The organism is Streptomyces sp. AM 2-1-1, from assembly GCF_029167645.1.
Classification (GTDB): Bacteria; Actinomycetota; Actinomycetes; order Streptomycetales; family Streptomycetaceae; genus Streptomyces.
Genome location: NZ_CP119148.1, coordinates 15,054 through 29,935, shown reverse-complemented (window position 1 = coordinate 29,935; position 14,882 = coordinate 15,054). Strand labels below are relative to the sequence as shown.

20 protein-coding genes and 1 pseudogene are annotated in these 14,882 nt (G+C 73.3%); all 21 read left to right on the top strand.

Translation table 11 applies throughout. From position 1 onward, the window contains the following. The first annotated feature begins 43 nt into the window (after nucleotides 1-43). On the top strand, nucleotides 44-313 hold the full coding sequence (locus tag PZB77_RS30920) for a hypothetical protein (RefSeq protein ID WP_275496330.1): 270 nt from the start codon (nucleotides 44-46) through the stop codon (nucleotides 311-313). Nucleotides 314-497: 184 nt separating this feature from the next. Continuing rightward, nucleotides 498-965 (top strand): hypothetical protein, encoded by a 468-nt coding sequence (locus tag PZB77_RS30915; RefSeq protein ID WP_275496329.1) that lies wholly within the window; start codon nucleotides 498-500, stop codon nucleotides 963-965. Nucleotides 966-988: 23 nt separating this feature from the next. Further along, the gene (locus tag PZB77_RS30910; RefSeq protein ID WP_275496328.1) at nucleotides 989-2,200 is read left to right on the top strand and encodes a hypothetical protein; all 1,212 of its coding nucleotides are present in this window, start codon (nucleotides 989-991) and stop codon (nucleotides 2,198-2,200) included. 14 nt (nucleotides 2,201-2,214) lie between these two features. Further along, nucleotides 2,215-2,601, top strand: coding sequence for a hypothetical protein (locus PZB77_RS30905; RefSeq protein WP_275496327.1), 387 nt, complete (start codon nucleotides 2,215-2,217; stop codon nucleotides 2,599-2,601). 197 nt (nucleotides 2,602-2,798) lie between these two features. Then, nucleotides 2,799-4,910, top strand: a complete 2,112-nt coding sequence (locus PZB77_RS30900) for a hypothetical protein (protein ID WP_275496326.1) — start codon at nucleotides 2,799-2,801, stop codon at nucleotides 4,908-4,910. 93 nt (nucleotides 4,911-5,003) lie between these two features. After that, complete coding sequence (locus PZB77_RS30895) at nucleotides 5,004-5,582, top strand: hypothetical protein (RefSeq protein WP_275496325.1); 579 nt, start codon at nucleotides 5,004-5,006, stop codon at nucleotides 5,580-5,582. A 135-nt stretch (nucleotides 5,583-5,717) separates the two neighbouring features. After that, complete coding sequence (locus PZB77_RS30890; RefSeq protein ID WP_275496324.1) at nucleotides 5,718-5,993, top strand: hypothetical protein; 276 nt, start codon at nucleotides 5,718-5,720, stop codon at nucleotides 5,991-5,993. Between the two features lie 262 nt (nucleotides 5,994-6,255). Beyond that, complete coding sequence (locus PZB77_RS30885) at nucleotides 6,256-6,939, top strand: hypothetical protein (RefSeq protein WP_275496323.1); 684 nt, start codon at nucleotides 6,256-6,258, stop codon at nucleotides 6,937-6,939. Between the two features lie 105 nt (nucleotides 6,940-7,044). Then, a complete protein-coding gene (locus PZB77_RS30880; protein ID WP_275496322.1) occupies nucleotides 7,045-7,458 on the top strand; it encodes an NUDIX hydrolase in 414 nt (137 codons plus the stop codon). Nucleotides 7,459-7,727: 269 nt separating this feature from the next. Further along, complete coding sequence (locus PZB77_RS30875) at nucleotides 7,728-8,216, top strand: RRQRL motif-containing zinc-binding protein (protein WP_275496321.1); 489 nt, start codon at nucleotides 7,728-7,730, stop codon at nucleotides 8,214-8,216. After that, nucleotides 8,213-8,461: pseudogene (locus tag PZB77_RS30870) on the top strand (hypothetical protein); the annotation flags it as partial. The gene PZB77_RS30875 and the pseudogene PZB77_RS30870, both read left to right, overlap by 4 nt. Nucleotides 8,462-8,592: 131 nt before the next feature. After that, nucleotides 8,593-9,360, top strand: a complete 768-nt coding sequence (locus PZB77_RS30865) for a hypothetical protein (protein ID WP_275496320.1) — start codon at nucleotides 8,593-8,595, stop codon at nucleotides 9,358-9,360. Nucleotides 9,361-9,665: 305 nt separating this feature from the next. Further along, a complete protein-coding gene (locus tag PZB77_RS30860; RefSeq protein ID WP_275496319.1) occupies nucleotides 9,666-10,187 on the top strand; it encodes a hypothetical protein in 522 nt (173 codons plus the stop codon). Continuing rightward, nucleotides 10,184-10,534: a hypothetical protein gene (locus tag PZB77_RS30855; RefSeq protein ID WP_275496318.1), complete on the top strand. Its 351-nt coding sequence runs from the start codon at nucleotides 10,184-10,186 to the stop codon at nucleotides 10,532-10,534. The genes PZB77_RS30860 and PZB77_RS30855 overlap by 4 nt, the downstream gene beginning before the upstream one ends. Nucleotides 10,535-10,928: 394 nt before the next feature. Beyond that, nucleotides 10,929-11,591, top strand: coding sequence for a GGDEF domain-containing protein (locus PZB77_RS30850; protein ID WP_275496317.1), 663 nt, complete (start codon nucleotides 10,929-10,931; stop codon nucleotides 11,589-11,591). Beyond that, a complete protein-coding gene (locus PZB77_RS30845) occupies nucleotides 11,588-12,049 on the top strand; it encodes a hypothetical protein (RefSeq protein ID WP_275496316.1) in 462 nt (153 codons plus the stop codon). Before PZB77_RS30850 ends, PZB77_RS30845 begins: the two co-directional genes overlap by 4 nt. Beyond that, the gene (locus PZB77_RS30840) at nucleotides 12,046-12,603 is read left to right on the top strand and encodes a WhiB family transcriptional regulator (protein ID WP_275496315.1); all 558 of its coding nucleotides are present in this window, start codon (nucleotides 12,046-12,048) and stop codon (nucleotides 12,601-12,603) included. The genes PZB77_RS30845 and PZB77_RS30840 overlap by 4 nt, the downstream gene beginning before the upstream one ends. After that, nucleotides 12,603-13,418 (top strand): histone-like nucleoid-structuring protein Lsr2, encoded by an 816-nt coding sequence (locus PZB77_RS30835; RefSeq protein ID WP_275496314.1) that lies wholly within the window; start codon nucleotides 12,603-12,605, stop codon nucleotides 13,416-13,418. Before PZB77_RS30840 ends, PZB77_RS30835 begins: the two co-directional genes overlap by 1 nt. Nucleotides 13,419-13,421: 3 nt before the next feature. Continuing rightward, on the top strand, nucleotides 13,422-13,913 hold the full coding sequence (locus PZB77_RS30830) for a hypothetical protein (RefSeq protein WP_275496313.1): 492 nt from the start codon (nucleotides 13,422-13,424) through the stop codon (nucleotides 13,911-13,913). Nucleotides 13,914-13,918: 5 nt separating this feature from the next. Beyond that, nucleotides 13,919-14,407: a hypothetical protein gene (locus tag PZB77_RS30825; RefSeq protein WP_275496312.1), complete on the top strand. Its 489-nt coding sequence runs from the start codon at nucleotides 13,919-13,921 to the stop codon at nucleotides 14,405-14,407. Next, nucleotides 14,404-14,880 carry a hypothetical protein gene (locus PZB77_RS30820; RefSeq protein WP_275496311.1) on the top strand — a complete coding sequence of 159 codons (477 nt, stop codon included), beginning with the start codon at nucleotides 14,404-14,406 and terminating at the stop codon, nucleotides 14,878-14,880. Before PZB77_RS30825 ends, PZB77_RS30820 begins: the two co-directional genes overlap by 4 nt. Nucleotides 14,881-14,882: the final 2 nt, after the last annotated feature.

The window sequence follows — 14,882 nt, the reverse complement described above, 5'->3', positions numbered from 1 at the left end:
CAAGTAGAGCAGAGCCCAGGCCGCCGAGAGGAGGTGAAAACACGTGAACGATCACCCGGCCGCACCGTGGAACAACCCGCCGGAACGGTCGAAACCACTGCGCCGCAAGCGCGCCGAGAAGCTGGCCCGCCGCGCCGAGCACTGGGGCCGGCGCCTGGAAGAGGCCCGCGCGCAGGGCCCGGACATGGTCGCCGCAGTCGCGTTCGACCGGCTCCGCAAGGCCCTCGACGCGCTCCCCGCGGGTGCCCGTGAGCGGGCCTTCGAGGACGTGGTCAGCACGCTGGACCAGATCCGCGAGCGGCACGCACAGTAACCGGCCCGGCTGTGACAGCCGCTGTGACCGGAGCTGTGACAAGCCCTGTGACCGCCGAAAAAACCTCCACCCGTACGCCCACGCGTACCTGCGCGCACGAGCGCGTGCGGGCGCGCGCGAGGATACGACGCTCTGTGACGCCCTGTCAAACCCCTGATCCTGTCCCGGAAGGACGAAAAAGACCATGATCGAAACCGCTGTGACCGCTGCCGCCGGAGGTGCCTGCGCCGGTTCGGCCGCGCTCCTCTACTACGCGGAGAAGCTCCCCGGACTGGCCAAAGTCACCAACAAGCTCCACACCGACCGCGCCCAGGCGCTGCTGATCGCGACGGCGTCGGCGGCGATGGTCGCGACCCCGGCCGGGGAGTGGTGGAACGGACACGTCAACGCGCTCAACGAGTGGGCGACGTCGTCGGTCGGCGAGTGGACCGGGCTGATCATCACCGGTTTCCCGGCGCTGGGCGTGACCTTCATGTTCGCCAACGACCTGGTGACCCGGAAGGTCGAGCACCGCACGCTCGTCCTGGGAGCGGTCCTGCCGGTGCTGGTGTCCACGATCCCCGGGCCGATCGGTGAGGGCGTCCAGGGAGTGCTGGCCTGGGTCATCACGAAGATCGGCACCCTCGTCGCCGGCGCCTTCGGCATCGCCTAAGAAGAAGAAGGAGGAGTCGTCTCGTGATCGAGCTCCTGGTCCTCATCGCCATCGCCTACGCCGGAGCGCGCGGTGTCGAGTCCATCACCAGCACCGGCGACCGGCGCCTGGACTCCACAGCCGCTGAGAAGACGGTGAAGACCGTCGCCGCCAGCAGCACCAAGGGCGGCAAGAGCACCGTCAAGCCCGGCCCCACCGAGCCGGGCGGCACGTTCAGCGCCGCCGCCCCCCGCAGCGCGACGATCGGCGGGAAAGCGGCGGTGCCGCTCGCGGTCCTCACCGAGACCAGCACGGTGATGTGGAAGGCCATCGGCGAGGGCTACCGCGAGCGGTGGCCCCAGATCCGCGAGGAACGCCGGCAGAAGATGGCCGAGCGTGCCGCCAAGCGCAAGGCCGAGAAGGAAGCCGCCCAGGCCGAGGCGGAAGCGGCCGAAGCGGAGAAGACCGCGGCCGAGGAGAAGCGCAGGGCGGAGGAGGCCGTGGCGGCGGCGGGGCCCCCTCCGCCGTTCCCGCCCTCCCCGGCGATGCCCGCCCCGCCGGCCGCCGTCGCCGAACCCCCCGCCGTCGCCGAACCCCCCGCCGTCGCCGAACCCCCCGCCGGTCCGGTCAGCCCGGTACCCGCCCCCGCCCCGGTGCCCCCGGCCGGGACAGTGCCCGAGCCGCGCAAGCCGGACGTCATGGGCGGGCCGGGCAGCGGCGCTACCACCGTGCCGGCCCCGCCTCCCCCGTCCACCACCCCCGTCCCGGGGCCGGTTCCTGACCCGACTTCGGGGCCTGTACCGCCTGCCGGGCCCCGCCACCTGACGGTGGTGCCCGATACCGCACAGAACGGAGATTCCATGTCCGCACCGCACGCGATCATCCCCGAGATCCGCACCCTGGACGGCCTGATGAACGCCCTCACCCTCGTCAGGGCGATGTGCGAGATGCGCGCCGAGGAGGCCCTCGCCATCGCCGCCGACGACCTGACCCTGTCCAACCGCCTGGACCAGATCGAGGCGGAGATGGCGGACATGGAGGTCGACGACAAGACCCGCGGTGAGGTCGACCTGCTGCGCGAATCGATCCGCACCCAGTCCCAGGCCGCCGCCCAGTACGGCGGCCGGGCCAAGGACTCCGGCGACTTCGCCTCCGCCGCCGCCCAGGCCGCCTACAAGGCGCACGGCGGGATCGCCGAAGCCGTCCAGTCCTCGCCCATCGAGTCGGCCGCCCAGGCCGGCTACTACGAACGCTGAAAGGAAGGCCTCGCGTGATCTCCAAGATCGACGACGTCGTCAACCACCGGGCCCTGCTGGCCGCACTGAACACGATCCGGGCGGAGGTCGAGTCCCGCCAGGAGGACGTCGACGCCCTGGCCGACTGGTCCGGTGAGATGGCCGAGCGCATGGCCGGCATCGGCGAGGAGCTCAAGGCCCTCGCCCTGGACACCTACACCGTCGGGAACATGCTCATGCTCGGTGACCTGATCACCGGCCAGAAGAGCGCCGCCGACGCGTACAAGAACGCCACCGACACCTCCGTCACCCAGGCCGCCAGCGCGGCACGCACCGCGCACCGCAACCACGGCCGTATCCAGGACGCCGTCGACGACTCCAACGTCCCGATGGCGAAGAACACCTTCTACAACGCCGAATAGGACGCTGCCGCACCCCCGGCCGCCCCATGCCGGCTGCTCCACCCATGGCCGGGCCCCGCGAACCTCCGGGGCCCGGCCCGTTGCTGCCCAGACGCCCCCGGAGCCCCGCACCAGCGGGGTGCTCCGGGGGCGGTGGGGAGCACCGGGCCTGTGCCCGCCCTGTCCTCCAGCACCCCTGACCCGAAGGGATCTCCGCCGTGCGCGCCCCGAAGAACCCCACCCCGCAGTACACCGACCTCGCGGCGTTCGTCGCCGCCCAGACCAACCCGGCCACCGCCCAGGCCGCCGCCGGGAAGACGTCCTCGCGCACGCTGAAGCGGTGGGCGCTGGACAACCGCGGCAAGCTCACCGTCGCGGCGACGGCCGCGAGCATGGGGCCGGCCGGGGAGCTGCTGTCCGCCACCGGTGACGGGTGGCGGACCGCGCTGACGCTCGGCGCGGCCGGGGCGGTGGCCGCCGGAACCTGGTGCTGGATGCCCGGCCTGGTGAAGTGGAACGGCATCTGGCGCCCCGCCCGTACCCTGCCCGGCGGCTTCGACCGGTACGTCGGCCTGTCGATGCCGGTGACCGGGGCCGGCCTGCTGACCACGATGGCCGCTGTCGGCGGCCCCGAGTGGGGAGACAACCCCTGGTGGGGTTTCTCCTTGCTGTGGTCAGCGGGATACGGCACCTGGGCCTGGCAGCGGTGGGGCAGGCGCCCCGCAGCGAAGGGGGCGCCGGAGCTGGCCCAGCAGATGCTGGACTGGATGCAGTACGCCGCCGTCTCCGACGGCCCCTACCCCAAGAGCCAGTTGGTCTCCCCGCTCGCCACCGCCAAGGGCGGCTGGTCGGCGGAGATCCACATGCCCCGGGGCAAGGGATTCAAGATCCAGTCCATGGACGACGTGCTGTCCGCGCTCGGGATCGACGACCCGGACCTGGTCGCACTGGAGCGGCTCGCCCCCCGCAAGGGCAAAATCACCGTGTTCACCGAGAACCCGCTCAAGAACGGAAACCTCTTCGGCGAGCAGCACGTCCTGGACCCGGAGACGGGACTCGCCCCGATCGGGATCTTCTACGACGGGGCGATCGCCTCCTACCGGTTCTTCCTGCCGGGCTCCGGGGCGGTGCACTCCTTCGTCACCGGCACCTCCGGCTCCGGCAAGTCCCGCCTCCTGGACGCCCTGCTGGGCATCGAGCGCCGCTCCCCGCTGGTGTGCTCCATCGTCATCGACCCGCAAAAGGGCCTGTCCCTGCCGGACTGGCCCGACGGCGTCGCCGTGTTCGCCCCGGGCAACGACTTCGGGATCGTCGTGCTGCGCGCCGTCCACGCGATCATGCACGAGCGGTCCGAGCGCTACAACCGGATGAAGTGGACCGACGAGAAGGGCCGAACCCGCGTCGGGCGGGCGTTCTTCGTCCCCGGCGACCCCGACCCGCTGCTCTCGCTCACCCTGGACGAGGCGCACGACCTCCTCAACGACCCCGAGTACGGCGAGGAAGCCGTCAAGATCGTCGGGGACCTCGCCAAGGAAGCGCGGAAGGTCGGCATCAAGTTCCGCCTCGCCAACCAGTCCCCCAACGCCTCCGAACTCGGCGGGGAGACCCTGATCCGCGACATCCTCCAGGGCGGCAACAACGCCGTCCTGCGCTCCGGTTCCTCGGCAACCGGGAAGCGGGCCGCCGGCAGCGCCCTGGACGGCGTCGACCCCGGCGCCATCCCCAAGGAGTTCTCAGACGGCACGTCCACCGGCGGCCTCGGCTACCTCGCCGGACCCGACAGCCGCACCGCGATGTGGCGCGCCCCGTACGTGGAGGACCCCTACGGCCTGGCCCACGAAGGGTTCACCACGGGCATCGAGCAGGCCTCGATCGACGCCCTGCCCCTCGTCCGCCACATCCTCGAGGAGCACGCCCTGATGCTCCGCCTGCGCAACGCCGGGGAGCGCTACACCTACGACCCCGACCGGTTCGACGACACCCCGGCCGCGCCTCTCGTACCGTCGGCGCCCGCCGCCTCGCCGGTGAGCACCCAGAAGGCCACGCTGCCCGCCCAGGCGGCCGAGCAGGTGCCGGAGCTGGTGCCCGCCGCCGTCGAACCGGTCAAGCCGGGCCTGTCGGCGACCGGGCGGAAGGTCGTGGCGTTCCTCCAGCAGCACGGCAAGCCGGTCTCCCCGGCGATCATCGCCAAGAGCTTGGGGATGCCCGGCCCACAGGTCCGTACCGCGCTCAAGCGGATGAAGGACGACCCGACCATCCCGGTCGTCAACGTCGGCCACGGTGCGTGGGTCCACCAGGACCACGCCGCCGACTACATGGCCGCCGCCTGACCCACCCGCCCCGACCCGCACCACGGCGAAGGCCGGCCCCCGCACACGGGGCCGGCCTTCGCCGTGACCCCCCAACCCACCCTGGAGCCCTCCGTGAACACCGAGCAGTACCCGGTCGGCCAGGCGGCCGCCCACCACACCCGCACACCCGCCATTCCCACCGCGATCTGGCAGCCCGCCGCACCAGCACCGGCCCTGACGCTCTACCAGGTGCCGGTGCCCGGCGCCGTCCAGGTCCAGCTGCCCGACGGCCGTATCGCCTGGGGCCGCCCCGTCGACCACCACCTCGACCCCGTGCCCGCCCCGGCCGCCCCCACCGAGGCGACACCGGGCTGGGCCAAGGCCGTCTCTCTCATCGCTGGAAGCCTCACCGTCATGGCCCTGGGCAGCGCCACCGCGCTGCGGATCGCCGCCCCCGCCCTCGGAGGACTCGTGGACCTGCTGGACATGCTCTGGAAGGTCGCCCTGACCCTCGCGGTCATCCTCTTCGGCCTCTCCCTCACCGGCCGGTTCCTCCTCCCCGCACCCCGCCGCACGGACACCGCCACCCCGGCCGCCGAACAGCAGCCGATGGTGTTCGCCCCGCAGATCGACACCGGCGGTACCCGACTCCTCGGCCGCAGCGGCGACGTCAACATCCAGTTCGGCGACCGCAACCGCAACAAGCAGTAACCCAGGCGCACCGGCCTCTCCGGTCCCGTCGCCCTGCCCGGCCCCCGCCCCCTTCACCCCGGCACCACGGGGCCGGGGCGGAGACCGGGCAGGCCGCCCGGCCCCACCACCGCCTGCCACCAAGGAGCCACCCTCTTGCCCTCCAGCAGCCCCGCCGAGATCCGGTACTGCGAGCACGCCGCCCGCGTCATCCGCATCGAGGCACCCGCCATCACCGAACTCGTCGCCGCGATGGCCCACCTCGACAAAGCCCTCGCCGCCGACCCCGCCCAGACCACCAGTCACTACACGCCCCGCGACCGGCAGGACCTCGTGCCCGACTGGATCCACAACCACACCGACCAGATCCGCGCCCGCCTGGATGCCCTCACCAGCCGCTACCCCCGCCCCGGCACCCCGCCGACCACCTGACCGCCGCACAGCCTCACCCCACCGTCCGGCCACCACCCCGAAGGAAAGCCACACACCCCGTCGCAGACGAACCGACCGCCACCACCGCGCCCACCCGGCCAGGCACCCACCGCCCCAAGGCGCTCCGGTCGCCCAGCCCGGCCGCCGGCTTCCACCCGGCCCACCACAACGCCTCCACCGAGACCACCGCCCGCCAGGACCGGGCCAGCCCGGCCCACACCGCACCCGACACCCGCCCCACCACCCCGGAAGGCACCCGCCCATGAAGACGTCCACCCTCGCCTACTGCGGCCTCCAGGTCCTCGGCTGGCTCCGGGACCGCGCCGACGACATCAACAGCGCGGTCACGCTCGGCTGGTCACACACCGCCCTGTGGCTCAAAGCGGCCGTGGTCATCGGCGGCCTCGCCACGGCCGCCCTCCTCCTCGGATGGACCGGCCACCTCGGCCTCCAGGCAGCCCACGCCCTGCCCTGGCCGACCCAGAAAGTCGCCGACCCCACCGGGCTCCTCGCCACGGTCGACCAGCCCGTACGGCGCTACCTCAACACCCACACCGCCCACCTGCCCGTCACCCCCACCACCGCCTACGCCCTGTGGCAGGCCACCGGAGCACTCGCCCTGGTCCTCGGCTTCTTCCGGTCCAGCGGCGGCCGGATCCTCTGGCTCCTGTGGGGCGCCTTCACCGTCGCCATCGTCTTCACCGGCACTCCCGCCCCCGGCCGGGAAATCGCCGCGGGAATCGCTGCTCTGGGCTGGGCCGCGCTGAGTCTGCTCGCGCTGCGCGGCATCAGCCTCTCCCCGACCGCTTTCATCAACGTCCACGTTCAGGCCCCGCCCGCCCCGCCCGCACCGCAGATCCACGCCACCATCCACGTCCCCCACCAGGCCCCCGCACCGCCCGTCCTCAAGCCGTTCGACCCTCAGCAGCCCCCCTCCCTCAACTGACACCGGTCGCTCCGCCTGGTTCTCGCCCCACCCCCACCACACCGGGGGCCGGGCGAGAACCGGGCAGGCCGACCGGCCTGACCCACGCTGAGAAAGGACCACCTCATGAGTCCTGAAACCCGCGACGAGACGATCCGCTACACCGCGGACGTCGTCCTCCTCGCCGCCGGCCATGTCCTGCTCATCCAGCGCCGCTGGAACCCCTACGCCGGCTCCTGGGCACTCCCCGGCGGGCACGTCGACGTCGGGGAGGCATCCCTCCAGGCTGCCGTGCGCGAGCTGAAAGAGGAGACCGGCATCACCGTCCCGGCCGACGCCTTCGTGCAGGTGGGCGTGTTCGACGCTCCCGGCCGTGACCCGCGAGGCCGGTACGTCACCGTCGCCTACACCGCGACCCTGCCCGAGCTCACCGCCCCGACGGCCCTGGACGATGCGGCTGACGCCCGCTGGTGGCCCCTGAACGCACTTCCACCCCTGGCGTTCGACCACGCCACCATCCTCGCGGCCATGACCCGCTGACCCGGCCGCCCGCCCGGCCCTCACCGCTCCTGGACCACCCGGGGCGGTGAGGACCGGACAGGCCGCCCGGCCACCCGTCCCACCACGCCCCCCGCCGGCCCTTCGGTCGACGGGGCGCAGCACTGCCCGCCACCGCACCTGATGGAGGAACCTGTGCTCACCCCCCGAACGCCTCGCCCGCGCCGTCGTACCGGCCGGCCCCACCCGCAGCGCCCCGGCCCCCGCCACCCCTACCGGCCCGCACCGCTCCCTTGCGCCTGGAACCAGCGATGACAACGCTCGCCAGGACGAGACCCTGCGCGGGCGAGGACCTGGTCGACGTCGACCCGAACGACCCCCGCGACGGATCACTCCCGGTCTTCCGCTGGACGCAGGCCGGACGCGCCGAGATGGCGACGCGCCGCCAGCTCCGCGACATGGGCTTACGGCCGGGAGGGCAACCGCCGGTCGCCCGGATCGAATGCCGCAGCGGGCGCCGCTTCGCATGGCTCTACCGGATCGACCTGGCCCTACCACGCCGCACCCCGACGCTCGCCCAGGAGGCCGCTCTCGACCGCGCCATGGCGGCCCGGCAGACCTGCCCCATCCCGACCTGCGGCCGCCGTTACAGCCACTGCCTCCCCCTCAAAACCCTGGGTTCCTGCCTGGAGTGCCACGACGGAACCCCCGCCGACCCCACCACCTACATCGAGCCCGCCGCACACCGGCTGGCCGCCGCCACCCCGCAGCGCACCGGGCCCTGGAGGGCGGATACGTGAGCGCACGCGCAGCTCTGCGGCTCGCCGCCGTCCCGCTCACCGCGGTGACGGCGGCGGCCGCCGTACTCAAGGCCGGCCACTGGCGGGTGTCCGCCGACCGGCACGGCATCCGCGTCACCGCCGTACCCCGGCCCCGCTGCCCGCGCTGCCACGGTGACAGCGGCTGGTGGGTCGGCGGCGCCCACCCGGAGATGGAGGCGTGTGGCTGCTGGGCCGAGCGGCCCGAGCTGCGCGTCCGGCTCCTCTCGCACCGCGACCCCTGGCCGGACGAACCCCCGGTTCTGACCACCCCATCCCGCTACCACCGCACCATCCACACCGGCGCGGGCGACCGGCACACCCGATCAGTAGTCAGCACCCCTTGATGGAGGACCGCATGGCACGCACGCCTGTCACCTGGTACATGGCCACCCCGGCCGACGGCATCATCGAGCTCAGCCGCCAGGCCGGCACACCGGTCAGCCTCGCCGACCACGTCGGCCAGGTCATCGACCACCCGCGCCCCTGCACGGAGAAGTGGTTCGACGAGAGCCGCTTCTCGTACTTCCGCATGGTCAAGCGCGTCGGTGAGGTCCTGGAGGACACCGGCATCTGGCCCGTCGCCTGGCCGGTCCGCCTGTGGGTCGTGGAGCCCCTGGGCGAGACCGGCAACTGGTCCCAGCACCACTACTCCTACCGGCTGCTCGCCCACCGGATCCGTGTGGTGGAGGAGACCGACGCGTGGCGCGCACTGGGTGCCGGCGGCCGGGAGGTCCTGGACGTCATCCACCGCGAGATCCCCGAGCGGGCCGCCCGGTGGGCCGCCGACTGGGACACCGACCCCGAGCACATGAGCGACCGGTGGCGGACCTGGAGCCGGTGCAGCAGCCGGAACACCGCCAGCGGCTCGTGGGCGCAGTCGGTGGCGGGCGCGGCGTCCCGCGCCCGCCGCGAGTGCGCCGCCCAGTGGTGGTCCGAACACCTCGCGGGCCAGGCCGTCGACCGGGCCCTGGCCGCAGCCGGCGTCAGCCCGGACGCCGCGTCCTACGCGCGCGAGCGCGCCGCCGACCTGGCGGCCGCCGCCCAGCACCAGGCCCGACTCGACGCGTACGTGCTGGACGCGCTGCGCGGGGTCCGCCTGGACAGCGTCGCCGCCGGCGCCTGACCCCCACCGCATCCACCTGACGCCCGCCGCTCCCGTCCCGACTGCCGGGGCGCGGGCGGCTGGTGGCCCGGGGGACCGTTCCCGGAGATGGAGGCGTGTGGCTGCTGGACGGCCCCGGCGCGAGCTCCGCGTCCGGCTCATGCCCGTCCCAGGCCCGGCCTGGCCGGACGAACCGCCGTTCTGAACGACCTCCGCCCCGGCCACACAGGACGGGGCGGAAGGCGCACGGGGGCGACCGCAGCATCGGCAAAGAGGCCGGTCGTCCCGCTCCCCGTCACCCGAATCGAGATCAGGAGAACTCCAGCATGACGCATCGACCCGCCACCTTCGCCGCCCTGCTCGGACTGACCCGCGCCGCCAGCGCGATCGGAGATTTTTGGATCCAGGACGATTTCTGTGCCCGCGTGAAGGGTGCCTCGGATGACCACCCGGTCACCTACGAGGACCCGGCCACGAAGGAGCAGACGACCCACGGCACAGCCGATGGCCGCAAGGCGTGCCTGACTCACTGCCTGACCTATACGGCCACGCAGGCGATCGTGGCCGGGGTCGGCGCCCGCGTGCTCGGCATCCGGGTCCACCCGGCCGCCGCCGCGGCCGCGCTCGCCCTCTCCTTCGGCACCCACTACGCGGCGGACCGACGCGTCCCCGGGGACGGTTTGCTGGAGAAGATCGCCACCAAGACCGGAAAGGGCGGCTTCTACCAATTGGCCTCGCACGGAATGAATGGTGCTTTCCAGCTCGACTCCGCATGGCACCACGGCTGGGAAACGGTCGCCGCTCTGATCGCCACCACCAAGGCCACCACCAAGGCCACCACGCGGTGACCGGCCGCTCCCGGACCCGCACCGCCGCCCTGCGCGGAACCCGCACCAACCCCACCCCCATCACGCCCGACACGGTTCCGCGCGGCTGCTTCTGGTTCACCGACCCCGACGGCACCCTCTGCCTCGCCCCGTCCTGCATGGCCCGCATTCAGGACCCCGACGCCGAATGCCTCTGCGATACCCTCACCGCCCACCACCGCCGCGCCCGCCAACAGCTCCGCGACCTCATCCGCCGCGACCGGTACGCCCGCACCTGGTGGCGCGCCCTGCGAGCCGTCGTGGACGAGCACCCCGACCGTGCGGCCCTTCTCGCGGCCGCCCGCGACCGCGCCCACCCCTCCCGCTGACCGCAGAGCATCTGGACGTTTCCCTGTCCCTCCCCGTCCCCGCTCCGCGCCTCGGCCCGGATCGGAGACGGGGACGGGCGGGGAGCCGGAACAGCCGGCTCGCCCGGAGGGAGATCCCATGACCGACGAAGAAGCACGCATGGCGGAACTGGAGCGGGCGGCCGAGGAGCTGCTGGAGGCCGAGCGCCGCCTCGTCCAGTCGATGGCCGACGCGGCCAAACGCGACGGCGGCTGCTGACCGTTTCTCAGCGCCGTGGTGACGGGCCGCCGAGCCCGTCACCACGGCGCACCTGCTCAGTCGCAACACCCTGAACACAAAAGCGCCCGGGCCGCCGTGTCACCGGCGGGCCCGGGCTTTCCCGCCCATGCCATAGATGAGAAGGAAGCCACCAGTATGCCCGCCGCCACCGCCTTACCGACCCGGGTCCTGCACATCACCGCACTGGCCGTCCCGCTCGCCGGATGGACCCTCCACACCACCCTCCTGCACCGCCGCCTCACCCAGGCCCACCGCGATCCACTGACCGGCTGCTGGCGCCGCGAGACCTTCACCACCCGCGCCCAGCGCCTCCTGGAGCGGCACCCCGACGAGACGGTCCTGGTCCTCGCGGACGCGGACAGGTTCAAACAGCTGAACGACACGCACGGGCACGCCGCCGGTGACACCGCACTCGCCGCGATCGGCCGCCGCCTCACCGACTGGGCCGGACCCCGAGGCGTCGCTGGGCGTCTCGGCGGCGACGAGTTCGCGGTCCTGACCCGGATCGAGCCGCGCCACCAGGCGCTGCGCCTGGAGCACCTGGTCCGGCTGATGCACCGTCCCGTCCCGTACACGGACGGGACGCTGCCGCTGGCCGTGTCGCTCGGCGCCGCCACCCCGCACGCCGTCGCCCACCACGACCTGCCGACCCTGATGCGCGCCGCCGACGCGGCGATGTACCAGGGCAAACACACCGGCACCGTCACCCTGGCGACCGCCGCACACGCCGCCGTGCCGTCCGTCAACGGGCGCCGCGCCGGACGGCCGGGCACCCACACCCCGGGGCGGGCGGCATGAGCGACACACCCGTCACCGCCGGCCCGGGCGCCTGGATCCGGGGCATCACGATCCGTCAGCCGTGGACGACCTGCATCCTCGCCGGGAAGGACGTGGAGAACCGCCCGGCCCCCTGGTCCTGGCGCGGCTGGCTGCTGCTCCACGCCGGTGCGGCCACCGAACGGGCCCTGATGCGCGACCCGCTGGTCGCCCCCGCGATCCGCGGCCGCACCCTGCACACCCGGGCCGTCATCGGCGTCGCCCGCCTCACCGACTGCCACCAGGACACCGCCGGCACCGCCCCGTGCTCCCGCTGGGCGCAGCCCGACGCGTTCCACCTCGTCCTGGCCGACGTCCAGGAGCTCGCGCTCCCCATCCCGTGGCCCCGCGGCCAGCTCGGACCGTGGCGCCCCCCGCAGGACCTCGTGGACCAGGTCCTCCTTCAGCTTCCCCACCTCACCCCGGAGGGCACTTCATGAGCGGCAAAGCCGGTATCCCGCACCCGCCGACGTTCATCGCGGCCGACGACCGGATCCCCTTCCCCATCACCGACCAGGCCCTGCGCTGCCGCACGGAACCCGGCCTGTTCGCGCTCGAGGACATCCACAGCACCGACCAGGACCCCCACGCCCGTGAGAAGGCGCTCGCCAAGGCGAAGCACGCCTGCTCCGGCTGCCCGATCGTCACGGGCTGCCTGAAGTGGGCGCTCGCCAACCCCGACCTGACCCACACCGGGGTGTGGGCGGCGACCACCAAACGCGACCGCACACAGCTGCGCAGGGACCTCGTCGCGCGGCTCGGTGAGGACTGGGTCGGCGTGGTGGCCGACCAGGACCGGCGCCGACGGGAACGGGCCCGCACTGCCCGCGTCGTCCCGCCGACCGTCCGCGAACTGGCCCTGACCCGACTGGAGCTGGAGTCCATCCCCACCCGGCCCGCACCGTACAACCCCTGGAAACAGCCGATCACCCCCCAGCAGGCGGCGTCCAACCGCCACGTGCTGGCCCTGGCCGCCAGCGGCAGGGCGGCCTGATGTTCACCGACTGGTCCGAGGCCCTCGAAGCCGAATCGCTGCCTCTGGACCCGAACCCCGCCCAGCAGCTCGCCGCCGCAGCCCGGGTCACCGCCCGCAGCTCCCGCGACAAGGACGACCTCGGGCTGCTCCTGGACGTCCTCGGGCTGCCCACCGACCCCGACACCCTCACCGCCCTGCTCACCCTCCTCCCGGAAACCGGAGACACGCCCATGACGAACACCCCCGCCGCCCCGGCCCTGACCGCGTTCGAGGCCATGGCGCTCTCCATGCACACCAACGGCGACGCCGAGCACACGATCCGCGAGGCCACCGGCCTGAGCGCGACCGAACTCACCGACCTCATCACCCGCCAAGTCCCCGCCGCCGCCCCGGCCATCAACGTCCCGGTCGTCGCGCCGCCCCTCTCCGACGCCGTCCAGAAGCTGCTCGACTGGGCCGCCACCCACCCGGCCGCCAGCATGCGCAGCCGAGCCGCCCGCATCACCGCCGACCTCTGCGAGCTGTCCGAGCGCCGCGACAGCGAGGCCGCACAGCGCGAGGCGGAGGAGAAGGTCGCCCGGGCCAAGGCCGAACTCGAGCGGGCGCAGCAGGAGCTGCGCACCGTGAAGACCGCCACCCGCACCACCACGGCCGCCGTGCCCACCTTGATGCGGGCAGGACTGGGCAGCGGCCGCATCCGGGCGGAGCTCGCCGCCATCCGGACGTGGGCGCGCGCCAACGGCCACCAGGTCGCTGACGCCGGGATGGTGCCCAAGCGGGTCCGGGAGGCGTACGACGCCGCCCACCAGACCCCGGCCCGGAAGGCCGGCTGACCCATGGCCGCCGAAGCGATAGCCCTGGACGGGTTCCTGGACGAGGAGACCGTGCCCGGCGACGTGCACGACAGCACGGCCCGGTTCCGCCTCACCGTCTCCCCCACGGACGAGCGCACCGACGAGATGATCCTGCCGTGCAGCGTCGCCGACCCCGAGCTGGCGCACGCGGTCATCCACGACCTGGTGCCCGGCGACAAGCTCCGCGTCACCGGCTACCTCCGGCTGCCCCGCACGCCGGACGAACCGATGTGGCTGGCCATCACCACGCTCGCCGTGCTGGAGACCGCGCCCTTGCTGTCCGACCCGGCCGCCGTCTCCACGGCCGTCATCGAGCGCTACGGACCCTACGTCTGCTACTTCGACGCAGAGGACAGCGGCGAAGTACCGGTGTGGACCGAAGCCGGCGTCTGGGTGGGCCACGCCGGTGACCCGAGCGCGCTGAGCGAACTGATCGAGCAGTTCGAGCAGCGCCACGCCGCCGGGGGCGAGTGACGGCCGTGCCCATCCGACCCGAGAACCTTCACCGGTACCCGCGCGACTGGCCCCAGCTCAGCGCGCGGATCCGGTTCGAGCGGGCGGGCGGCCGCTGCGAGTGCACGGGCCACTGCGGCCTGCCGCACCCGGGCGGCCGCTGCCCCGCCGTCCACGAGGAGCCCCACCCCGACACCGGGTCCGTGGTCCACCTCACCACCGTCCACCTCAACCACACCCCCGAAGACGTGCGAGACGAGAACCTGCTCGCCGCCTGCCAGCTCTGCCACCTGCGCATCGACCACGGACACCACCGGGTCACCCGCTCCCTCACCCTCGCCGCCCGCGCGGCCGCCGCCGGACAGCTCGGACTCCTCCCCGACACCGCACTCACCCGCACCGAACCGCCCACCCCACCACGCCCCACCCGCAGGCGTGCCCGCGCGGCCGCGCTCCACCAGCTGCCCTTCCCCGAACCCGACCAGGAGACGAAGCCCATGGCCGCATCACCGTGAAGATCACCCCGCTCCACCCGGACGGCACCGAATGCACCCACGCCACCCGGCCCTCCGGCAAGCCCCGCGACCCGGACGCGGCTGTACCGCCGGACGGTGCGCACGTGACGGCCCGCTTCCGCCGCTGCGGACACGGCACCGGCCCCCTGCACCCCGGCGATCAGAAGGCGGTCGCGGAGTTCACCGCCATGCTCACCGCCCGCCAGCGGCCGACCCCCTGGACCGGCCGCGGCGACGTCGCCGTACGGATCGGCCAGCGCGGCCTGGAGCGCGGACGCCCGCTTCCCGAGCAGCAGCCGGACGCCGACCCCGTCGCCCTGGTCCTCATCCACCCCGACACCGAAACCGCCCTCACCGGCACGCTCCACTGCGCCAGGACACGGATCCACGGCGCCTGGAGGACGCCGTACCGACTCCTCACCCGCGCACACGCCGGACGCACCATCACCCCCGACCTCGACCTGGAGGCATAACC